The 22,411-nt window shown below is 55.4% G+C and carries 19 protein-coding genes; 7 read left to right on the top strand and 12 right to left on the bottom strand.

Annotation, left to right across the window (positions count from 1 at the left end; translation table 11 throughout):
• Positions 1 to 3 precede the first annotated feature (3 nt).
• Positions 4 to 747: a cell division protein ZapD gene (gene zapD / locus PUP35_RS03550; RefSeq protein WP_047173318.1), complete on the bottom strand. Its 744-nt coding sequence runs from the start codon at positions 745 to 747 to the stop codon at positions 4 to 6.
• A complete protein-coding gene (gene coaE, locus PUP35_RS03555; RefSeq protein WP_271368824.1) occupies positions 747 to 1,367 on the bottom strand; it encodes a dephospho-CoA kinase in 621 nt (206 codons plus the stop codon). Before coaE ends, zapD begins: the two co-directional genes overlap by 1 nt.
• 228 nt (positions 1,368 to 1,595) lie before the next feature.
• Here coaE and PUP35_RS03560 point away from each other — a divergent pair, with 228 nt between their 5' ends.
• Positions 1,596 to 2,639 carry a GMP reductase gene (locus tag PUP35_RS03560; RefSeq protein WP_274242056.1) on the top strand — a complete coding sequence of 348 codons (1,044 nt, stop codon included), beginning with the start codon at positions 1,596 to 1,598 and terminating at the stop codon, positions 2,637 to 2,639.
• Positions 2,640 to 2,680: 41 nt separating this feature from the next.
• Here the strand turns inward: PUP35_RS03560 and hofC are convergent, their stop codons facing one another.
• The 4 genes from hofC to nadC all read right to left on the bottom strand — a co-directional run bounded on the left by hofC (position 2,681) and on the right by nadC (position 6,753).
• Positions 2,681 to 3,865 carry a protein transport protein HofC gene (gene hofC, locus PUP35_RS03565; protein ID WP_115876433.1) on the bottom strand — a complete coding sequence of 395 codons (1,185 nt, stop codon included), beginning with the start codon at positions 3,863 to 3,865 and terminating at the stop codon, positions 2,681 to 2,683.
• Complete coding sequence (gspE, locus tag PUP35_RS03570; protein ID WP_252093403.1) at positions 3,855 to 5,237, bottom strand: type II secretion system protein GspE; 1,383 nt, start codon at positions 5,235 to 5,237, stop codon at positions 3,855 to 3,857. The genes hofC and gspE overlap by 11 nt, the downstream gene beginning before the upstream one ends.
• A 10-nt stretch (positions 5,238 to 5,247) precedes the next feature.
• A complete protein-coding gene (gene ppdD, locus PUP35_RS03575) occupies positions 5,248 to 5,685 on the bottom strand; it encodes a prepilin peptidase-dependent pilin (RefSeq protein ID WP_111964028.1) in 438 nt (145 codons plus the stop codon).
• A gap of 174 nt (positions 5,686 to 5,859) precedes the next feature.
• Positions 5,860 to 6,753, bottom strand: coding sequence for a carboxylating nicotinate-nucleotide diphosphorylase (gene nadC, locus PUP35_RS03580; RefSeq protein ID WP_115876431.1), 894 nt, complete (start codon positions 6,751 to 6,753; stop codon positions 5,860 to 5,862).
• A gap of 87 nt (positions 6,754 to 6,840) precedes the next feature.
• On the opposite strand from nadC, the gene ampD reads away from it, so the two are divergent.
• Both ampD and ampE read left to right on the top strand, forming a co-directional pair.
• Complete coding sequence (gene ampD, locus PUP35_RS03585) at positions 6,841 to 7,392, top strand: 1,6-anhydro-N-acetylmuramyl-L-alanine amidase AmpD (RefSeq protein ID WP_274242061.1); 552 nt, start codon at positions 6,841 to 6,843, stop codon at positions 7,390 to 7,392.
• A gap of 9 nt (positions 7,393 to 7,401) precedes the next feature.
• On the top strand, positions 7,402 to 8,256 hold the full coding sequence (gene ampE, locus PUP35_RS03590; protein ID WP_111964025.1) for a beta-lactamase regulator AmpE: 855 nt from the start codon (positions 7,402 to 7,404) through the stop codon (positions 8,254 to 8,256).
• 18 nt (positions 8,257 to 8,274) lie between these two features.
• On the opposite strand, the gene PUP35_RS03595 is transcribed toward ampE, so the two are convergent.
• The 4 genes from PUP35_RS03595 to PUP35_RS03610 all read right to left on the bottom strand — a co-directional run bounded on the left by PUP35_RS03595 (position 8,275) and on the right by PUP35_RS03610 (position 12,442).
• Entirely contained in the window at positions 8,275 to 9,225 is a 951-nt protein-coding gene (locus PUP35_RS03595; protein ID WP_274242064.1) for a glycoside hydrolase family 43 protein, read from the bottom strand.
• A 10-nt stretch (positions 9,226 to 9,235) separates the two neighbouring features.
• Positions 9,236 to 10,633: a glycoside-pentoside-hexuronide (GPH):cation symporter gene (locus tag PUP35_RS03600; RefSeq protein WP_271368817.1), complete on the bottom strand. Its 1,398-nt coding sequence runs from the start codon at positions 10,631 to 10,633 to the stop codon at positions 9,236 to 9,238.
• A gap of 164 nt (positions 10,634 to 10,797) precedes the next feature.
• Positions 10,798 to 12,168, bottom strand: coding sequence for an aromatic amino acid transporter AroP (gene aroP, locus PUP35_RS03605; RefSeq protein WP_045355157.1), 1,371 nt, complete (start codon positions 12,166 to 12,168; stop codon positions 10,798 to 10,800).
• A gap of 46 nt (positions 12,169 to 12,214) precedes the next feature.
• Positions 12,215 to 12,442: a hypothetical protein gene (locus PUP35_RS03610; protein ID WP_127729634.1), complete on the bottom strand. Its 228-nt coding sequence runs from the start codon at positions 12,440 to 12,442 to the stop codon at positions 12,215 to 12,217.
• Positions 12,443 to 12,705: 263 nt separating this feature from the next.
• Between PUP35_RS03610 and pdhR the strand changes: the two genes are divergently transcribed.
• The 4 genes from pdhR to lpdA all read left to right on the top strand — a co-directional run bounded on the left by pdhR (position 12,706) and on the right by lpdA (position 19,767).
• Positions 12,706 to 13,470, top strand: coding sequence for a pyruvate dehydrogenase complex transcriptional repressor PdhR (pdhR, locus tag PUP35_RS03615; protein WP_008501960.1), 765 nt, complete (start codon positions 12,706 to 12,708; stop codon positions 13,468 to 13,470).
• Positions 13,471 to 13,593: 123 nt separating this feature from the next.
• Positions 13,594 to 16,257 carry a pyruvate dehydrogenase (acetyl-transferring), homodimeric type gene (gene aceE / locus PUP35_RS03620; protein WP_028015529.1) on the top strand — a complete coding sequence of 888 codons (2,664 nt, stop codon included), beginning with the start codon at positions 13,594 to 13,596 and terminating at the stop codon, positions 16,255 to 16,257.
• A 14-nt stretch (positions 16,258 to 16,271) separates the two neighbouring features.
• Positions 16,272 to 18,167, top strand: coding sequence for a pyruvate dehydrogenase complex dihydrolipoyllysine-residue acetyltransferase (gene aceF / locus PUP35_RS03625; protein ID WP_111964021.1), 1,896 nt, complete (start codon positions 16,272 to 16,274; stop codon positions 18,165 to 18,167).
• Between the two features lie 175 nt (positions 18,168 to 18,342).
• Positions 18,343 to 19,767: a dihydrolipoyl dehydrogenase gene (lpdA, locus tag PUP35_RS03630; RefSeq protein ID WP_003856313.1), complete on the top strand. Its 1,425-nt coding sequence runs from the start codon at positions 18,343 to 18,345 to the stop codon at positions 19,765 to 19,767.
• Between the two features lie 52 nt (positions 19,768 to 19,819).
• Here lpdA and PUP35_RS03635 read toward each other — a convergent pair whose 3' ends face one another.
• Together PUP35_RS03635 and PUP35_RS03640 are read right to left on the bottom strand one after the other, a co-directional pair.
• Positions 19,820 to 20,611, bottom strand: coding sequence for a DUF2950 family protein (locus PUP35_RS03635; RefSeq protein WP_045401139.1), 792 nt, complete (start codon positions 20,609 to 20,611; stop codon positions 19,820 to 19,822).
• A 10-nt stretch (positions 20,612 to 20,621) separates the two neighbouring features.
• A complete protein-coding gene (locus PUP35_RS03640) occupies positions 20,622 to 22,181 on the bottom strand; it encodes a DUF3300 domain-containing protein (protein ID WP_271368813.1) in 1,560 nt (519 codons plus the stop codon).
• Positions 22,182 to 22,411 lie beyond the last annotated feature (230 nt).

A 22,411-nucleotide genomic window follows, 5' to 3' on the forward strand; every position in this document is an offset into this window, starting at 1 on the left:
TCCTTAACAACAGGCCAGTTCAAAATCGAGACGTTCCGGCACGGTGCCATTTTCACTGTCCAGCGGCATAAAGCGAATCGCAAAACGGCTCTTATGCCCGGAAATCTGCGGGTAAAGCTGTTCGCCAAGCGATAAATTCAGGCGCAGAAGATCGGCATCATCACCGTTATCCTGGTAGAAACCATTCAGGCTGGTTTGCTTGCGGAACGGCGCAGAGTTACGTATCAGGTCGAGGATCAGCGACAGCGTCTGGTGCATTGGCTCCAGGCTTGCCAGCCAGCTGTTCACTTGTGCGTCACGCTGCGCCTGTGGCATATGTAGCCACATATGCAGCGTCGGCAGGTCGAAGCTGCAGCAGCCGCCAGGGATGCTCAGACGCTGGCGCACCAGGCCAATCAGGCGGTCTTCGCGCAAAAACTGCCCGACGCGTGGCGCGGCCATCAGGACGGCGCTACTGCTTTTCAACTGCTGGCGGAGCGCGTCGATACGGCTCTGATCTACGCCGGGGACTTCTGTCCATGCCTGCAATTTACGCTGCTGGCGCTCCAGCTCTTTGAGTAATTCTGTGCGGACATCACCGCGTTCAATCACATCCAGCAGATCGCCTACGTTGCGGAAGAAGTGCAATGCGGTGGCATGATCGTTAACCGGCAGATGTTGTGAAAGTTGTTGAATAAGAAATTCGATACGCAGCCAGGTGCGCATTTTTTCATTGAGCGGATGCTCAAAAAGGATGTGTGTCGACATTATAGTTTTTCCTGTGCAACGGCCTGCGCGGCGAACGTCAGATACTGCGCGTGCAGACGGGCAACATCCGATGCAATGGCATCTGGTGCGCCGTTATTATCAATAACATCATCCGCCACGGCAAGACGCTGAGCGCGCGTAGCCTGAGCGGCAAGAATTTGTTCAGCATGCTCCCGCGAAACGCGATCGCGCGTCATGGTTCTCTGGATTTGCGTTTCGGGTTCAACATCAATCACCAGCACCCGATCGGCTTTCTGATGCAGCTGATTTTCCACCAGCAGCGGGACCACCCACAGGACATAGGGCGAGCGGGCTGCGGCTATCTGACGCTGAGTTTCCTGGTGGATGATGGGGTGGAGCAGGGCATTAAGCCAGGCTTTTTCCGCAGAATCAGAAAAAATCCATTCGCGAAGCTGACGGCGATTCAGTGTGCCGTCGGCATTGATGATTGCCTGACCAAAATGTTCTGCTATGGCCTTTAGCGCGGGTGTATTGGGCTCTACCACCTGGCGGGCAATGATATCGGCATCAATAATCGTGATACCCAAACGAGAAAACGCGTCCGCAACGGTACTTTTGCCACTACCGATGCCGCCGGTTAATGCGACGATATACCCCATTAAATCAAATCCTGGGAATTATTCATTATTAAAATCAGTGGATTAAAACTCTCAGGTGCGCCAGCAACTGTTTAGCCCTGTTTACCGGCTTTTGACCAGGTAAATTTATAGGATTGTAGCGTAAAAAAAGAGAATTTCGCAGTCTTGCGGAGCAGGTATTAGTGCGTATGATAGCGTCACTGGAGTTGTGCTTTTAACATATTTGCCTCTAACCCCAGGAATCCGCACATGCGTATCGAAGAAGATCTGAAGTTAGGTTTCAAAGACGTTCTTATCCGCCCTAAACGCTCTACACTGAAAAGTCGCTCAGACGTTGAACTCGAACGTCAATTCACCTTTAAGCATTCCGGTCAGACCTGGTCTGGCGTGCCGATCATCGCTGCCAACATGGATACTGTGGGTACCTTTAAGATGGCAACCGCCCTGGCACAGTTTGATATTCTCACCGCCGTGCACAAACATTACAGCCCTGAAGAGTGGAATGCGTTTGTCGCGTCCACATCTGCTGACGTAGTGAAGCATGTGATGGTTTCTACCGGCACCTCCGATGCGGATTTCGAGAAGACCAAACAGATCCTGAACGCTAACCCGGCGCTCAACTTCGTTTGTATTGACGTGGCGAACGGTTACTCCGAGCACTTCGTGCAGTTCGTCAGCAAGGCGCGTGAGGCCTGGCCGACGAAAACCATCATCGCGGGCAACGTGGTGACCGGTGAAATGTGTGAAGAGCTGATCCTCTCCGGTGCCGATATCGTGAAAGTGGGCATTGGTCCGGGCTCTGTATGCACGACACGCGTCAAAACCGGCGTCGGTTATCCGCAGCTCTCCGCCGTCATTGAATGTGCCGATGCGGCGCACGGGCTGGGCGGACAGATCATCAGCGACGGCGGTTGCACCATGCCGGGTGATGTCGCAAAGGCTTTCGGCGGCGGCGCGGACTTCGTGATGCTCGGCGGTATGCTGGCAGGTCACGAAGAGAGCGGTGGTACCGTAGTTGAAGAGAACGGCGAGAAATTCATGCTGTTCTACGGTATGAGCTCTGAGTCTGCGATGACCCGTCACGTCGGTGGCGTAGCAAAATACCGTGCGGCAGAAGGCAAAACCGTGAAGCTGCCTCTGCGCGGCCCGGTTGAAAACACCGCACGCGATATCCTCGGCGGCCTGCGCTCTGCCTGCACCTACGTTGGAGCATCCCGTCTGAAAGAGCTGACAAAGCGTACGACGTTTATTCGCGTTCAGGAACAAGAAAACCGCGTATTCAATAGCCTGTAATGGCTTTCGCTGGCGCATGCCCGTGCGCCAGCCCTGCTGTACTATCCCGCACTCAACGCATCCCCCAGATGGAAAATCGGCAGGTACATTGCCACCACCAGCGTGCCGATGATGACCCCTGTCACAATCAGAAGCACCGGTTCCAGAAGGGCCGCCAGGCTATCTGCTCGTTGAAAGGTCTGTTCCGTGTGATGCCGGGCGAGGTTTGCCAGCATGATATCCAGCGCACCTGATATTTCGCCGGTTCGTAAAAGCTGAATACACAGCGGGGTAAAGATGCCCGCTTTATTAAAGGATGACCAGACGGGGAGACCTTTTTCAATGTCCTCCCGAACGCCACGGAGTATTCCCTGCCAGTACCGACTTTCAACGGTCTCCTCTGCACTCTCCAGGCCCTGTAGAAAGGGGATTCCGGACTGCTGCGTGAGTGACAGCACGGTAAAGATGTGTCCCAGTTTTTGCCCTTTTGCCAGCGCGCCCATCACGGGCGTATACATCAGCATGCGCTGCCAGCGAGGGTTCTGCCGCAGAGCCCAGGCAGTGGCCAAGGGCGCTAATAACGCGGCGAACAACGCGAGGGCATAGGACTGGATAAAGGCGGCCATCCCCATGACCATCTGTGTCAGCAGGGGAAGCGGAGCGTTAAACGTTTTATAGATCGCGGCAAACTCGGGCAAGACCAGGACAACCATCGCCAGCACCACGAGCACGGCCAGCGTCAGGACAATCGCCGGATAGCGCAGGGCTTTTTTTACCTTTGCTCTGAGCTCCTGCTGCGCTTTTTGCTGCTGCGCGAGCTGGCGACAACACTCCTCCAGTTTCCCTGTGAGCTCACCGGTTTTCACCATCGAGACATGCAGTGGGCTAAAAACGGCTGGCCACTTTTTTAGCGACTCAGAAAAGGGGGCTCCCTCACCGAGCTCATCGGCAATACTTTGCAGCAGTGCCTGCCACGGTTTTAACGGATGTTGCTCTGCCAGCATCTGCAGGCTGTGGGACAACGTCAGCCCGGCCTGCAGAAGCGTTGCAAGCTGGCGAAACATCTCGTAGCAGTGATGTGGCCGCCAGCGGTGTTGCTGAGCGCATCGGGTCAGCGTCAAAGGATGGAGATCGCTCCGCACTAGCCGGGTGAAGGCGGCATTGCGGTCTGTGGCCCAGAGTGTCCCGCTTCGGAGTTCACCTTCTTTGGTGAGCGCTCGCCAGCGCCAGAGTTGATTAGCCGCCATTTGGCATTCCCAGCACGCGCACCAGTTCTTCGAGCGTGGTCAGCCCTTGTTCGACGGCCATGCAACCGTGCTCGAAAAGAGAAATCATTCCCGCCTGCCGGGCGCTCGCTTCTATCAATTCTGTTCCCGCTCCGCTGGCAATGGCCTGTCGCAGCGCATTGTCGACCGCAAGTACTTCAAAAATAGCCACGCGGCCATAAAAACCGTGATAACAGCGATCGCAGCCGGTGGACTGCCAGCGAGGAAGTGGTCTGGACCATACGGCGCGCGGTAATTCAGCATGCTCGCTGGCTTCCCGACGACAATGTGGGCACAGGCGCCGGACCAGTCGCTGGGCAATCACCATCGACAGCGCGGAAGATATCATCCAGCGCGCGACGCCCATCTGCTCCAGTCGAATCAGGGTTTCTGTCGTCGAGTTGGTGTGCAGCGTTGACAGTACCAGATGACCGGTCTGGGCGGCATTAATGGCAATTTCTGCCGTTTCACCGTCACGGATTTCGCCGACCATAATGATGTCGGGATCCTGACGTAGCAGCGCCCTTAACACGCTCTGGAATGTTAAACCCGCCCGGGGATTAATCTGCGTCTGGTTTAAACCCGCAAGGGGGATCTCAATGGGATCCTCCACGCTGCATATGTTGACGTCAGGGGTGTTACGCGCCTGCAGCGCGCTGTACAACGTCACGGTTTTGCCGCTGCCGGTAGGGCCGGTGACCAGAATCAGCCCCTGCGGCTGGTGGAGCACCTCGTTGAAACGGGCCAGTTGTTCAGCACTCATACCAAGCGCTTCAGGCTCAAGGGCCTGCTGAACCTGATGCAAGAGACGCAGCACAATTTTCTCACCACCGCTGCAGGGAAGCGTCGCGATCCGAAATGAGACCGGCTCGTTTGCCAGCTCAATCGTAAACTGACCGTCCTGGGGCAAACGACGTTCTGCAATATCCAGGTTACCCAGCACCTTTAAACGTGCGCTGAACAGGCTTGCCAGTTCAGCGGCAAGGGGAGGCTGAGGGCAAAGTACGCCGTCGATACGTAAACGAATCTGGCACGCGTGCTCCATCGGTTCGATATGAATATCAGAGGCGCGTCGGTTGATTGCCTGCTGCAGCGTGTGGTTGAGGACATCAACTGTTGAGTATGTTTGCGTAATGCCGGGCAGATGTGATTGGGACGTTAGCTGCCGGTGTTTTTCCATGCGCTCAGCGCTCCAGCACTCAATATCAATTCGTTTCTGGGTGGCGAAGCGCAGCGCCTCCATGAGTTCAGCCGCGGGGCTTCCCACGACGGCAATGCTGACCATGTCACTGTCGCTGGTGAGCAGCAGCGCGCGGTGGCGCAGACAAAGCGCCACGAGTTGCTCGGTATTCATTATCCGCTCCTCAGTTGTTGTCGAAGCGGAAAACGTCTTCGCAGGCCTGTTTCAGGGCGCTATCAGCACCGATCTTACAGTCGCGCGTCCAGCCCGTCATACCGTTGCCGTCGTTCCACCGTGGCGTCATGGTTACCGTCAGCCCGTTAAGACTCTCCTGTCCTGTTAAGGTCACGGTCCCTTTTGCCACGCTCATTCCTGAAACGTAGCGTGTCGTGGTGGGGGAAGGGATACCGTTGCTGCCGGCATCGCAGCTCTCCACGCCTCCGTGATCAAGTGCGCAAAGCTCAATGGCCGTGCGGTAAGGAACGAAGGTTTGCAGCATATCGGTCAGCGCCGCTTTGCGCAGGTAGTTCTGATAGGCTGGTACGCCGATGGCGCTCAGAATCGCGATAATGCCGATGACCACCATCAGCTCAATGAGAGTGAATCCGTGTTGTCTGTTCATATCTGCTCCTTACGTTTAGTGGAGCTACTCTGTCAGCGCGAAAGGGCAGATACGAGGGGCAAAAAAGTGAACGGGAAAGCACATTCAGAGAATTTATGCCGCGTTGCAGGGAAGAACAGCGGATATGCGAGCGGGGCTGAAATTCCCCTCTCCGGGCGGAGAGGGGAGAATGCATTATTTGAAGCGCATTGAGAGGTCGAGGGCGCGAACGTGTTTGGTCAGCGCGCCGACGGAGATGTAATCCACGCCGGTTTCGGCGAATTCACGGATCGTTTCGAAGGTGACGTTCCCGGACACTTCAAGCTGGGCCCGGCCGTTAGTCAATTTTACCGCCTCGCGCATCTGCTCGGTTTCGAAGTTATCGAGCATGATGATATCGGCCCCGGCCTTAATCGCCTGCTCCAGCTCGTCCAGGTTTTCCACTTCCACTTCAACCGGCACATCAGGGTGCAGCCAGAAGGCCTTCTCCACTGCCTGACGCACGGAGCCAGAGGCAATAATATGGTTTTCTTTAATCAGGAAGGCGTCGGACAGGCCCAGACGATGGTTTGCGCCACCGCCGCACAGCACCGCATACTTCAGCGCCGTGCGCAGGCCCGGCAGCGTTTTGCGGGTATCCAGCAGCTGGGTGCGGGTGCCTGCCAGCAGGTCAACGTAGCGACGTACTTCACTGGCGACACCAGAGAGCGTTTGTACAAAGTTGAGCGCGGTACGTTCGCCAGTCAGCAAGACGCGGGAAGGTCCGTCCAGTTCAAACAGCGGCTGGTTTGCCGTAATCGCATCGCCGTCTTCAACGTGCCAGATAATCTGCACATCATCACCCGCCAGTTGAGTAAAGACCTCTTCAACCCAGCGCTTGCCGCAAAAAACACCCTCTTCGCGGGTGATAATGACCGCGTGGGAGCGCGTCTCTTTCGGCAACAATTGTGCGGTAATATCCTTTTCGGCATTAACATCACCGCCCAGATCTTCTTTCAAAGCATGGGAGACGCTTGCCGGAATATCCATATTAATACGTTCCAGAAGCGCTTCACGTCGGTGGTCGGGGTTGTAGCGGCGAGGCGGCATGATAAAACTCCAAATTGGTAACGAATCATAATATTGAAACATGCTACTCTGAACCGAGTCATTGCACCATACAGAAGGAGTTCCAGCATGTTGTTAAAAAACGGATGGCTGGTGGATGCGCGGCGTGTGCCCTCGCCGCACCACGATTGCCGCCCGGAGGATGAAAAGCCCACACTGCTGGTGGTTCATAATATTAGTCTCCCGCCGGGTGAATTTGGCGGCCCGTGGATTGATGCGTTATTCACGGGAACGATTGATCCCGATGCTCATCCCTTCTTTGCTGAAATTGCACATCTGCGCGTATCGGCTCACTGCCTGATTCGTCGCGATGGTGAAGTGGTTCAGTATGTTCCTTTTGATAAGCGCGCCTGGCATGCCGGGGTGTCGGTGTATCACGGGCGCGAGCGGTGCAATGATTTTTCTATCGGGATCGAACTGGAAGGCACGGATACCACGCCCTACACCGATTCACAGTATCAACAGCTAGCGGCTGTGACCCGCACGCTTATCGGACTTTACCCGGCAATCGCCGACAATATTACCGGGCACTGCGATATTGCCCCGGCGAGAAAAACCGATCCCGGCCCGGCATTCGACTGGCCCCGCTTTCGTGCCATGCTCACCGCGTCGTCAGAATAAGGAGATACCATGACGTTGTTTACCATGCTGCTGGTCATCATCGCTGAACGCCTGTTCAAGCTCGGTGAGCACTGGCATCTGGATCACCGGCTGGAGGTGTTATTCCGCCGTATCAAGCACTTTTCCATGCTGCGTACGCTGCTGATGATGGCGGGTGTGATGGTGATTACGTTCCTGCTGCTGCGCTCGCTGTATGGACTCTTTTTCAACGTGCCGCTGCTGGTGGTGTGGATCCTGCTCGGCGTGCTGTGCATTGGTGCGGGCAAGGTGCGTTTGCACTATCACGCCTACCTGAAAGCCGCCTCCCGTGATGATGCCCATGCGCGCAGTGCCATGGCGAGCGAACTGACCATGATCCACGGCGTGCCGCCTGACTGCGACGAGCGCGAGTTTCTGCGCGAACTGCAGAACGCGCTGCTGTGGATTAACTTCCGTTACTACCTGGCGCCGCTATTCTGGTTCGTAGTGGGCGGCCCGTGGGGGCCGGTACTGCTGATGGGGTATGCGTTCCTGCGCGCCTGGCAGACCTGGCTTGCCCGCTATCTGACGCCGCATGAACGCCTGCTGTCCGGCATCGATGCCATCCTGCACGTGCTAGACTGGCTCCCGGTGCGTCTGGTGGGCGTGGTTTACGCGTTAATTGGCCACGGTGAAAAAGCGTTGCCCGCGTGGTTTGCTTCTCTTGCCGATCGCCATACGTCGCAGTATCAGGTGCTAACGCGTCTGGCGCAGTTCTCGCTGGCACGTGAGCCGCATACCGACAAGATTGAAACGCCGAAAGCCGCTGTCTCCATGGCGAAGAAAACGTCGTTTGTGGTGGTGGTTATCGTGGCGCTGCTGACTATCTACGGCACGCTGGTGTAAGCCAGCGCGCCGCAAAGTCTAAAGCGTATCCGCGGGCGGGATGCCGAAATCAGGCATCCCGTTTTCATTCCAGCGGACAAGCTTCAGGCGGGTATGGCGATTCGGATCGTACAGCGGATCGCCCTCAATTTCGGTGTAATTCCGCGCGTGATACACCAGCACATCGCCCCCTTCCGGCATTTGCGTAAAGCTGTTATGGCCCGGGCCGAACTGGCGGTTTTCGTAGCTGGTCACGAATACGGGATGCGGAGATTTTTGCCAGTTCAGTGGGTTTTGCGGATCCGCGTTCAGGTCTATCCACAGCAGCCCCATGCAGTAGTTCTCGTCGGTAGCGCTGGCGGAATAGCTGATAAACAGCTTATCGCCGTGAACCAGTACCGCCGGGCCTTCGTTGACCCAAAACCCGCGACACTCCCAGTCGTATTCCGGCTTGCTGAGCATCACCGGCTCGCCTTTCAGCGTCCACGGGTTCGCCATTTCACACAGATAAAGGTTGGAGTTCCCGGTGATATCCGGCGCTTTTTGCGCCCACAGATACCAGCGTTTCCCCTGATGCAAAAAGGTGGTGGCGTCCAGGGCGAAGGTATCGAAAGGCGTTTTGATCTGCCCTTTTTCCACCCACGTGCCGGTAAGCGGATCGCTGTCGGCACATTCAATGGCAAACATGCGGTGCTGGAACATCCCGAGCGCGTCGAGCGCCTGGGTGTGCGCCGCAGCAAAATAGATGTACCACTTCCCGTCAATGTGGTGCAGTTCCGGCGCCCAAATCAGCTGGCTCATTGATCCGGTCTCGGGTTTACGCCAGACCACCACTTCTTCGGCATGACGTAAGCCTTCCAGCGACGCTGCGCGGCGGATCGCCAGCCTGTCGTACTCCGGCACGGAGGCGATAAAATAGTACTGCCCCTCGTGATGTAAAATGTACGGATCGGCGCGTTGTTCGATAAACGGGTTTGGCCAGGTTTGCATTCGGATTTCCTTATTTAGTCTCAGCAGCTTTCAGTTCCTGATAATCGTTCAGCTCTTGATAGTTGTTGCGGCGTTTTTCCAGATCGGACTGGATCTGCTTCATGGTTTCACGATCCACCTTCAGCAGTCGTACTACACCCGCGGTAATTAAGTATCCAATGCCGGGAATGACGGTAAAGAGTAGCACGATCCCGTTAATGGCGTCCGCGCTCTGCGCTTTTGCTCCCGCATCATAACCGTACCAGGAGAGCAGGAAGCCGACCATCGCTCCGGCAATCGCTAGCCCCAGCTTCAGGAAGAAGATGTTGCCGGAGAAGCTGATCCCGGTGATGCGCTTACCGGTCTTCCACTCGCCGTAGTCGTCCACGTCGGCCATCAGCGACCAGTGTAGCGGAGACGGGATCTGGTGCAGGATGTTCAGCAGGAAGTAGAGCACCACGATGGTGACGGTGGCTTTCGGGTCGAAGAAATAAAAGGCGCAGGAGAAAATCGCCAGCACGATATTGGTCCAGAAGAAGACCTTTAGTTTGCACCAGCGGTCGGTCAGCACTTTTGCCAGCATGCTGCCGAGCATCATGCCGACGACGCCCAGGCTGATAAACAGCGTGGCGAAATGAGTGCTCTGACCCATCACCCAGGTCACGTAATACATGGTGGCCGCCATGCGGATAAAGCCCGGGCAGACGTTGCAGAGCGTCAGCAGCAGAATGCGCACCCACTGGTCGTTTTTCCACACGTCTTTCAGGTCATTTTTCAGCTGGTCATTGGTCTGCACCGCCGGACGCACGCGCTCGCGCACGGTGGCGAAGCAGAACAGGAACATGCATGTGCCAATCAGCGCCAGAACGGTCATCGCCATCTGGTAGCCTTTGGCTTTGTTGTCCCCGCCAAACCAGTCGGCCATCGGCAGCAGCGTTAATGAGAGCAGCAGCGTGGCGATGCCGACCAGCACGAAGCGATAGGACTGGCAGGCCACACGTTCTTTTGGATCGTTGGTGATCACCCCGCCCAGCGAGCAATAGGGGATATTGATGGCGGTATAGGTAAGCGACAGCAGGAAATAGGTGACAAACGCATAGATAACTTTGCTGTTATAGCTCCACTCAGGCGTGGTGAACATCAGGATGCTGAACAGCGCGTAGGGGAAGGCGATCCACAGCAGCCATGGACGAAACCGGCCATATTTGCTGCGGGTACGGTCAGCAATCGCGCCCATGATCGGGTCCGTTACGGCGTCAATCACGCGCACGGAAAGCAGCAGCACGCCGACCAGCGCAGGGGCGAGGCCAAAAATATCCGTATAAAAATAGTTAACAAACAACATGATGGCGCCAAAGATGATGTTGCATCCCGCGTCGCCCATCCCATAGCCGATCTTTTCTTTTACTGACAGTTTGTTGTTATCCATCGACAGCTCTCCGGTTTACGGTATGGAGAGAATTATTTGCTGGCAAAGGAATATATGCGTTGCAGTATCAGGGCGGTGATATGGATAAATGCGCTGTGGACGTGAAAGTGTGAAGGAGGTAACAACGCGCGGCACCCGCAAAAGCAGGTGCCGCGAAGAGAGGCTTAGTGTGCCTTCATGGCATTACGGCTTTTCTGACTGAACAGATAGCCCACGCCCAGGATCGCAATCCAGACCGGGATCAGGTAGACGGAAATCGCCATACCCGGGGTGATCAGCATAATCACCAGCACGGCTGCCATAAACAGCAGGCAGATCCAGTTACCCAGCGGATAGAGCAGGGCAGGGAAGCGCGTGGTGACACCCTGCTGCTGTTTTGCGCGGCGGAACTTCATGTGCGCCAGGCTGATCATCGCCCAGTTGATGACCAGGGCAGAGACCACCAGCGCCATCAGCAGGCCAAACGCCGATTCCGGTGCCATGTAGTTAATGAGCACACACAGCGCGGTCACGACCGCCGAAACAAGAATCGTGTTTACCGGCACGCCGCGCTTATCGACGTTGAGCAGCGCTTTTGGCGCGTTACCCTGCTGGGCCAGGCCGAACAGCATGCGGCTGTTGCAGTATACGCAGCTGTTGTAAACGGAGAGCGCGGCGGTGAGTACCACGATGTTCAGGGCGTTGGCGACAAAGGTGTCGCCCAGCTCGTGGAAGATCAGCACAAATGGGCTAGTGTCGGCGGTGACGCGCGTCCATGGCAGCAGGGAGAGCAGCACGGCCAATGAGCCCACATAGAAGATCAGAATGCGGTAGATAACCTGGTTAGTGGCTTTCGGAATGCTTTGCTCCGGGTTGTCGGCTTCAGCGGCGGTGATTCCCACGAGTTCCAGACCGCCGAAGGAGAACATAATGATGGCCATCATCATCACCAGACCGGTCATGCCGTGAGGCAGGAATCCGCCCTGTTCCCAGAGGTTGCGCACGGTGGCCTGCGGGCCGCCGTTGCCGCTGAACAGCAGCCAGCCGCCGAAGATAATCATCGCCACCACGGCAATGACCTTGATGATGGCAAACCAGAACTCCATCTCCCCGAACACTTTAACGTTCGTCAGGTTAATGGCGTTGATAATGACGAAGAAGGCTGCAGCAGAAGCCCAGGTTGGGATTTCTGGGTACCAGAACTGAATGTACTTCCCGACGGCGGTAAGCTCAGCCATGGCAACCAGAACGTACAGCACCCAGTAGTTCCAGCCCGAGGCGAAACCGGCAAAGCTGCCCCAGTATTTATAGGCAAAGTGGCTGAAGGAGCCGGCGACCGGCTCTTCAACCACCATTTCACCCAGCTGGCGCATGATCAGAAAAGCAATGAAACCCGCAATCGCGTAACCCAAAATAATGCCCGGACCGGCTGACTGGATAACGGATGCGCTGCCCAGAAACAGGCCGGTACCAATCGCACCGCCCAGTGCGATGAGCTGTATATGGCGGTTTTTAAGCCCGCGCTTTAGCTGATCGCCGTGCTGTTGAGCTTCCATTTGAAACCTCGTGTGTGGTTGTTATGTTCACGCTGAGCGTGTGTAATTATGAAAATCCATATTCTGTATTTATTTCTTTACGGTTAACGAGACCGAAAAAAGCGGAGGTGACTTCCGTAAGCGCCAGAATAGTGGTAAGTGCCTGCGAATGCACCTGCTTTATGAAGGGGTGATGACGACTTGAATAAAAAGAAAGCATTTGTAAATCGGCCCGCTCGTTGTTCCTCTCCCAACCTATAGAATAGAAATGCTCCGTAAGTGGGCGAATTTTCATTATTTGCCTTGTTGAATCGCTTCAGATTGCAAAAACCCTCGTTTCATTATGGTTAAAACTCCCTCTTTGGGAGTAATCAACTCATTTGTGCAAAGTTACATTTCTGAAACGTTATTTCTGTAAGGTTGTTAAAATGTGCAGGGTTTACTGATTTCAATCAAAACCAATATGGACAGAAGGTGAATACTTTGTTACTTTAGCGATACGAAATAGAAATTGGTAAGACCAATTGACTCCGGGCAAAAAGGCGTAAGACAGGGAATATGGCCTACAGCAAAATTCGCCAACCAAAACTATCTGATGTGATTGAGCAGCAGCTGGAGTTTTTAATCCTCGAAGGGACTCTGCGCCCGGGTGAGAAACTTCCGCCAGAACGCGAGCTGGCAAAACAGTTCGACGTTTCACGTCCTTCTCTGCGTGAGGCGATTCAACGTCTCGAAGCAAAGGGCTTGCTGCTTCGTCGCCAGGGCGGCGGAACCTTTGTGCAAAACAGCCTGTGGCAGAGCTTCAGCGATCCGCTGGTAGAACTTCTCTCTGACCACCCAGAATCCCAGTTTGATCTGCTTGAGACCCGTCACGCGCTGGAAGGTATTGCGGCCTATTACGCCGCCCTTCGCAGCACTGATGAAGATCGCGTGCGTATCCGTGAACTGCATCAGGCCATTGAACGGGCACAGCAGTCCGGCGATTTAGACGCCGAGTCCAGCGCCGTCGTCCAGTATCAAATCGCCGTCACCGAAGCGGCCCACAACGTGGTGCTCCTCCATCTGCTACGCTGCATGGAGCCGATGCTGGCCCAGAACGTTCGTCAAAATTTTGAATTGTTGTATGCCCGTCGGGACATGCTCCCACTGGTAAGCAACCATCGCACCCGAGTATTCGAGGCGATAATGGCCGGGGAACCGGAGCAGGCGCGCGAAGCGTCGCACCGCCATCTGGCTTTCATTGAGGAAATCTTGCTGGACCGCAGCCGTGAACAATCGCGTCGCGAACGTTCATTACGCCGCATACAGCAACGAAAGGATTAAGCGCCAGGTACTTTTAGAGCGCGGCAACTAAACGCAGAACCTGTCTTATTGTGTTCTTACCCAAGAGCACAATGGGACAGGTTCCAGACAAATCAACGTATTAGATAGATAAGGAATACCCCCATGTCAGAACGTCTCCAAAATGACGTGGATCCGATCGAAACTCGCGACTGGCTACAGGCGATCGAATCGGTCATCCGTGAAGAAGGTGTTGAGCGCGCTCAGTATCTGATTGATCAGCTGCTTTCTGAAGCCCGCAAAGGCGGCGTGAAGGTTGCTTCAGGTGCAGGGGCTAGCAACTACGTAAACACGATTGCCGTTGAAGACGAACCGGAATACCCGGGCAATCTGGATCTGGAACGTCGTATCCGTTCTGCAATTCGCTGGAACGCCATCATGACCGTTCTGCGCGCATCCAAGAAAGACCTGGAACTGGGAGGCCACATGGCGTCCTTCCAGTCTTCTGCGACCGTTTACGAAGTGTGCTTCAACCACTTCTTCCGTGCAGCGAACGAGAAAGACGGCGGCGATCTGGTGTACTTCCAGGGCCACATCTCTCCGGGCATCTATGCACGTGCATTCCTGGAAGGTCGTCTGACTGAAGAGCAGATGAACAACTTCCGTCAGGAAGTTCACGGTAAAGGTCTGTCTTCTTACCCGCACCCTAAACTGATGCCTGAATTCTGGCAGTTCCCGACCGTATCTATGGGTCTGGGCCCAATCGGTGCGATCTACCAGGCGAAATTCCTGAAGTATCTGGAACACCGTGGTCTGAAAGACACCTCTGAGCAGACCGTATACGCCTTCCTGGGCGATGGCGAAATGGATGAGCCAGAATCCAAAGGTGCGATCACCATCGCAACCCGTGAGAAGCTGGACAACCTGTGCTTCATCATCAACTGTAACCTGCAGCGTCTGGATGGTCCGGTAACCGGTAACGGCAAGATCATCAACGAACTGGAAGGCATCTTCGCAGGTGCTGGCTGGAACGTGATCAAAGTGATGTGGGGTTCCCGTTGGGACGAACTGCTGCGTAAAGACACCAGCGGTAAACTGATCCAGCTGATGAACGAAACCGTTGACGGTGACTACCAGACCTTCAAATCCAAAGACGGTGCCTACGTGCGTGAGCACTTCTTCGGCAAATATCCAGAAACCGCAGCCCTGGTTGCAGACTGGACTGATGAGCAGATCTGGGCCCTGAACCGCGGTGGTCACGATCCGAAGAAAATCTACGCTGCACTGAAAAAAGCGCGTGAAACCAAAGGTAAAGCGACTGTAATCCTGGCCCACACCATCAAAGGTTACGGCATGGGTGATACCGCAGAAGGTAAAAACATCGCTCACCAGGTTAAGAAAATGAACATGGACGGCGTGCGTTATATCCGCGACCGTTTCAACGTTCCAGTGACCGATGAGCAGGTAGAAAACCTGTCTTACATCACCTTCCCTGAAGGTTCTGAAGAGCACAAGTACCTGCACGAACGTCGTCAGGCGCTGAAAGGCTACCTGCCAGCTCGTCAGCCTAACTTCACCGAGAAGCTGGAACTGCCAGCGCTGGAAGACTTCTCTCAGCTGCTGGAAGAGCAGAACAAAGAGATCTCTACCACTATCGCTTTTGTTCGTGCCCTGAACGTGATGCTGAAGAACAAGTCGATCAAAGATCGCCTGGTGCCAATCATCGCCGACGAAGCGCGTACTTTCGGTATGGAAGGTCTGTTCCGTCAGATCGGTATCTACAGCCCGAACGGCCAGCAGTACACCCCGCAGGACCGTGAGCAGGTTGCATACTACAAAGAAGACGAGAAAGGTCAGATCCTGCAGGAAGGTATCAACGAGCTGGGCGCAGGCGCATCCTGGCTGGCTGCTGCGACCTCTTACAGCACCAACAACCTGCCGATGATCCCGTTCTACATTTACTACTCCATGTTCGGGTTCCAGCGTATCGGTGACCTGTGCTGGCAGGCAGGCGACCAGCAGGCTCGCGGCTTCCTGATCGGTGGTACTTCCGGTCGTACGACCCTGAACGGTGAAGGTCTGCAGCACGAAGATGGTCACAGCCACATTCAGTCTCTGACTATCCCTAACTGTATCTCTTACGACCCGTCTTACGCGTACGAAGTGGCGGTCATCATGCATGACGGTCTGCAGCGCATGTACGGTGAAGCGCAGGAGAACATTTACTACTACATCACCACCCTGAACGAAAACTACCACATGCCGGCAATGCCAGCAGGTGCCGAGGAAGGTATCCGTAAAGGTATCTACAAACTCGAAACCATCGAAGGTAGCAAAGGTAAAGTTCAGCTGCTGGGCTCCGGTTCTATCCTGCGTCACGTTCGTGAAGCAGCGCAGATCCTGGCGAAAGACTACGGTGTCGGTTCCGATGTGTACTCTGTTACCTCCTTCACTGAACTGGCGCGTGATGGCCAGGATTGTGAGCGCTGGAACATGCTGCACCCAATGGAAACCCCACGCGTTCCTTACATCGCTCAGGTGATGAACGACGCGCCAGCGGTGGCGTCTACTGACTATATGAAACTGTTCGCTGAGCAGGTTCGTACTTACGTTCCAGCTGATGATTATCGCGTACTGGGTACTGACGGCTTCGGTCGTTCTGACAGCCGCGAAAACCTGCGTCACCACTTCGAAGTTGATGCTTCTTACGTGGTTGTAGCAGCACTGGGCGAACTGGCTAAACGTGGCGAAATCGATAAGAAAGTGGTTGCAGACGCAATCACCAAATTCAACATCGATGCAGAAAAAGTTAACCCGCGTCTGGCGTAAGAGGTAAAAGAATAATGGCTATCGAAATCAATGTACCGGACATCGGGGCTGATGAAGTTGAAATCACCGAGATCCTGGTCAAAGTAGGCGACAAAGTTGAAGCTGAACAGTCGCTGATCACCGTAGAAGGCGACAAAGCCTCTATGGAAGTCCCGTCTCCTCAGGCTGGCATCGTTAAAGAGATCAAAGTCTCTGTTGGCGATAAAACCGAGACTGGCAAACTGATCATGATTTTCGATTCCGCCGACGGTGCAGCAGCTGCTGCACCTGCGCAGGAAGAGAAGAAAGCCGCTCCGGCCGCCGCTGCTCCAGCAGCTGCCGCAGCTGCAAAAGAAGTGAACGTGCCGGATATCGGTGGTGACGAAGTTGAAGTCACTGAGATCCTGGTGAAAGTGGGCGATACCGTTGCGGCCGAGCAGTCACTGATCACTGTAGAAGGCGATAAAGCCTCTATGGAAGTGCCGGCTCCGTTCGCGGGTACCGTTAAAGAGATCAAGATCAACACCGGCGACAAAGTGTCTACCGGCTCCCTGATCATGATCTTCGAAGTGGCGGGTGCTGCCCCTGCTGCCGCGCCTGCACAGGCCGCTGCTCCGGCTCCGGCCGCAGCACCAGCCGCTGCTGGCGGCGCGAAAGACGTTAACGTACCGGACATCGGCGGTGACGAAGTTGAAGTCACCGAAGTGATGGTAAAAGTGGGCGACAAAGTTGCCGCTGAACAGTCACTGATCACCGTTGAAGGCGACAAGGCTTCTATGGAAGTCCCTGCGCCATTCGCGGGTACCGTTAAAGAGATCAAAATCAGCACCGGCGACAAAGTGTCTACCGGCTCTCTAATCATGGTCTTCGAAGTGGAAGGCGCTGCGCCTGCCGCTGCTCCGGCTGCCGCGGCTGCTCCAGCACCGGCTGCTGCACCGGCTCAGGCTGCTAAACCAGCCGCTGCCCCTGCTGCAAAAGCAGAAAAATCAGAGTTCGCTGAAAACGACGCTTACGTCCACGCTACCCCGCTGATTCGTCGCCTGGCGCGCGAATTCGGTGTTAACCTGGCGAAAGTGAAAGGGACCGGCCGTAAGGGTCGTATCCTGCGCGAAGACGTTCAGACCTACGTGAAAGACGCGGTGAAACGCGCCGAAGCTGCACCAGCTGCAGCCGCTGGCGGCGGTATCCCGGGCATGCTGCCATGGCCGAAAGTGGACTTCAGCAAGTTCGGCGAAATCGAAGAAGTGGAGCTGGGCCGTATCCAGAAAATCTCTGGTGCGAACCTGAGCCGTAACTGGGTGATGATCCCGCACGTTACGCACTTCGACAAAACCGATATCACCGATCTGGAAGCGTTCCGTAAACAGCAGAACGCCGAAGCTGAGAAGCGTAAACTGGACGTGAAATTCACCCCAGTGGTCTTCATCATGAAAGCGGTTGCTGCGGCTCTGGAACAGATGCCACGCTTCAACAGCTCCCTGTCCGAAGACGGCCAGAAGCTGACGCTGAAGAAATACATCAACATCGGTGTTGCGGTTGATACGCCAAATGGTCTGGTTGTTCCGGTCTTCAAAGACGTGAACAAGAAGAGCATCACTGAGCTGTCCCGTGAACTGACCGTGATCTCCAAGAAAGCGCGCGATGGTAAGCTGACTGCCGGCGAAATGCAGGGCGGCTGCTTCACTATCTCCAGCATCGGCGGCCTGGGTACCACCCACTTCGCGCCGATTGTGAACGCGCCGGAAGTGGCTATCCTCGGTGTGTCTAAGTCCGCGATGGAGCCGGTGTGGAATGGCAAAGAGTTCGTACCGCGTCTGATGATGCCAATCTCTCTGTCCTTCGACCACCGCGTGATCGACGGTGCTGATGGTGCGCGCTTCATCACCATCATCAACAACATGCTGAGCGACATTCGCCGCCTGGTGATGTAATCGAAAAGCCGGCCAGTCGGCCGGCTTTTTTCTGATAATCTCATGGTGTTTGTGAGGTTATTGGCGAAAGCGACAATTCGTGAGCCGTTTGTTGTTTCAAAATTGTTAACAATTTTGTAAACTGCGGGCGGATAGAACGACCCGGTGGACGACGGGTATAAATTAAGAGGTCATGATGAGCACAGAAATCAAAACTCAGGTCGTAGTACTTGGGGCAGGCCCGGCAGGTTACTCCGCAGCATTCCGCGCCGCGGATTTAGGTCTGGAAACCGTCATCGTAGAACGTTACAGCACCCTCGGCGGTGTTTGTCTGAACGTCGGCTGTATCCCTTCTAAAGCGCTGCTGCACGTAGCGAAAGTTATCGAAGAAGCCAAAGCGCTGGCTGAACACGGTATCGTCTTCGGCGAGCCGAAAACCGATATCGACAAAATTCGTACCTGGAAAGAGAAAGTTATCACTCAGCTGACCGGCGGTCTGGCGGGTATGGCCAAAGGCCGTAAAGTGAAAGTGGTAAACGGTCTGGGTAAATTCACCGGTGCGAACACCCTGGAAGTGGAAGGCGAAAACGGCAAAACCGTGATCAACTTCGACAACGCGATCATCGCGGCAGGCTCTCGCCCAATCGAACTGCCATTCATTCCGCATGAAGATCCACGCGTGTGGGATTCCACCGATGCGCTGGAGCTGAAAACCGTTCCTAAGCGTCTGCTGGTTATGGGCGGCGGTATCATCGGTCTGGAAATGGGTACCGTGTACCATGCGCTGGGTTCAGAGATCGACGTGGTTGAAATGTTCGACCAGGTTATCCCGGCTGCCGACAAAGACATCGTTAAAGTCTTCACCAAACGCATCAGCAAGAAATTCAACCTGATGCTGGAAACTAAAGTGACTGCCGTTGAAGCGAAAGAAGACGGTATTTACGTTTCCATGGAAGGCAAAAAAGCCCCATCCGAACCACAGCGTTACGACGCTGTGCTGGTGGCTATCGGTCGTGTACCGAACGGTAAAAACCTCGACGCAGGCAAAGCTGGCGTTGAAGTGGACGACCGTGGCTTCATCCGCGTTGACAAGCAGCTGCGCACTAACGTGCCGCACATCTTTGCTATCGGCGATATCGTCGGTCAGCCAATGCTGGCGCACAAAGGTGTTCACGAAGGTCACGTTGCCGCTGAAGTTATCGCCGGCATGAAGCACTACTTCGATCCGAAAGTGATCCCATCTATCGCGTACACCGAGCCAGAAGTGGCATGGGTTGGTCTGACTGAGAAAGAAGCGAAAGAGAAAGGCATCAGCTACGAAACCGCCACCTTCCCGTGGGCTGCTTCTGGCCGTGCTATCGCATCCGACTGCGCAGACGGTATGACCAAACTGATCTTCGACAAAGAGACTCACCGTGTGATCGGTGGTGCGATTGTCGGTACCAACGGCGGCGAGCTGCTGGGTGAAATCGGTCTGGCTATCGAAATGGGCTGTGACGCTGAAGACATCGCGCTGACCATCCACGCTCACCCGACTCTGCACGAGTCCGTGGGCCTGGCGGCAGAAGTGTTTGAAGGCAGCATCACCGACCTGCCAAACGCGAAAGCGAAGAAGAAATAAGTTTCTTCAGATGAAAAAAGCGGCCAATGGCCGCTTTTTTTATGCGCTGCTTTCAGGGTGCTACAGGCTGCCAGGTTTTATCAGGGCTATAGGCGGCTAGCGCACGGGCTTTCTGCTCTGAATCGCTGCCGAGATCGGACTGGTACACCTTGTCGTCCTGGTTTATCAAAAAGCTCATGACGCCCGTCTGGCCGTAGCTGACCGGCCAGGCCACCATCGCGAAACCATTATTATCCGGCAGGATGCGGAAGCGATAGCCGTGATAGCCGGTACCCGGCTCTTTTGGGCTAAATGCCGGTCCGAGCGGACTGGGCGCTTCGCCGGGGGAGGCGGGCCAGTACAAACCGTCTTTTTTCCCCTTCGAGCTGACAATCTTCTGCGCGTATTTCTGGTTCATCGCAAAGTAGCTTTGCTGCGCATCAACATAGGCATGTAAGGCTTCAATGGCGGCGAGCTCGTTACGCCCAATTTCGCGGGTCAGGATTTCTTCAGCCCCTTCTTTGATATCGAACTGCCAGCCTGCAGTGGTTTTGATCACCGGGATGGGAAGCTGCCAGCCGCTGTCTCCGACAACCAGATGCGCCGTATCCCCTTCGATAACGGTCTTATGACGGACTTTCCAGTCGCGCAGGAAGCGATCGACGGCATCAGGATCAACGCCTTCAGGGGGCAGAAAATCGCGCCAGTTCTCTCCAAGCAGATTGCTCATCGCGCTCTCATTTTGCTCACTGATGGCGTTGGCCAGCGCATCGGTCGCCCGATCGGGCGTGCTGAAGGACTGCTGCGCCATCACCGGGGCCGAAAGCATGAACAACACCATTCCGCTGAGTAGTTTACTTTTCATGTCGGTTCCCTTAGCGATGTCGAATTTCACGGCGTTCAGCGCGTCCACCAGACGCCTGACGCTGCTGCTGGCGCGCAGCGAACTGTCTGCTTTGCGCACCGCGCTGCTGCTGCGCCTGCCAGTTCGCGGAGCGGCTGTCGTTGCCGCTCAGCGCATTGGCCCGGGGCTGGCTGTTTCGCTGCTGCAGAGTGCGTTGCTGCGCGGGCTGCGATACCCGTTTCTCTTGCCTCTGCGCGGTGGTCTGGCGATTTTCTCGCTGCTGCGTGGTGCTCCGCCTCGTCGTCTGCGGTTTGGTGTCGTAGCCACGGTAGTTATTGCGCTGGGAAATCTGCTTCAGCTGTTCACTTGAGGCCTGACGCTGAACATCTTTCGTGCCGGTGCGCGCCGTTTGGGGGAAGGTTTTACCCGTGGATTTCTCCATCTGGCTCAGCGCGGCCTGACGCTGGCTGTCCCGGTTAACCGGTTTTTGCTGCGTTGAACTGAGCCCTGTTGCCGTGCTGGTGGAGTGGAAGCGACTGTTGAGCTGGTTAGTCGGATAGGGCACGCCTTCCCGATAGGCCGGGTTGTGCTGCCAGGTACGGTTGGCGTCCGTCAGACGCTGTCCGCTGATTTTATTGAAGTTCTCAACGTTGATATTGATGTTGTTATCACCGTTGCGGTTATAGCCTCCGTGATTATCCCAGTCACCGTCATGATGGTGGTCCCAGTCATCGTCGTCGTCCCAGTCGATGTTGCTGAAGATGGCATAGGTTGTGGCAACGCCCAGGCTGAAACCTAAGCCGTTAACGAAGCTGTTGCCAAACTGCTCTCCGGGCGTGGGCGGGAGATAGGTGGGAGGATACGCGGTGTTGGGCCAGGTCCCGTAAACCGTGTTGGGGTTATAGGTGGGGACGTAAACGACCTGCGGATCGGCAGATTCAATTTTGATAACCGTAGGGGCGGGCGCAGACGTGGTTGTTGTTGTTGCCTCGGTGGCGCTGGTTTTCGCTGGTGCCGGTTTAGTCACGGTGGTAACCGTCTGCTGAGGCGTGGATTGTAAAGCGCCGGTCTTTTGTGCCAGCGCGCGCAGGCGCTGAACGGAATCCATTACGTCTTTCGGCTGCGCGAGAAACGCATCGCCCAGATTTTGTACCCACGGCGGGTTTTCACCCATCAGGGACATAAGCTGAGGAAACGCGACCAGCGATTTCACGCTCGGATCCCAGGGCTGGCTGGCAACGGCCTGAATCGCGGCGTCTCCTTCCATTTTAGGGTTGTCTTTGGACCACTGCGCCGCCTGAATCACGTTGGCCGGGTAAGTCGAGGCCATCAGAATTTGTGAAAGCAGGGCGTCAGGGTAGAGCGCAATGGGGGCAACCCACTGATCGATTTGTGCGGCTGTGTAGGCTGGCGCGACAGCAGGGGCGGGCTGGGCTGAAGCAGGCGGCGCCGGTGCAGCCGGCTGTTGGGCGACGGGGGCTGTCGCAACGGGTTCCGTTGCGCGGCTTTTGACAAACATGACGCCCGAGGCGGCAAGCAGCCCGGCACTGCACAGTAGGACGAGCAGATGTGGCTTAAAGGGCAACTTCATAAAATGACTCCAACGAGACAAGCGCTGTGCCGTGAGGCGTTACGGTTGGCGTGAGTATTATTCACCCGCCTTTTACCGTTTTGACTTTTATTGGGAAGCGTCCGGTACGTCCGGATAAAGAGTGTGAGTATTTATTACACAATTATATCTGATGAAGGAAAAACTGAAGCGTCACGGTGCAGAAGAAACCGCAAATGATGGCCTAAATCCCCGCTACACCATGCTTAACG

It is taken from the genome of Enterobacter sp. S-33 (assembly GCF_028735835.1).
Lineage (GTDB): Bacteria > Pseudomonadota > Gammaproteobacteria > Enterobacterales > Enterobacteriaceae > Enterobacter > Enterobacter vonholyi.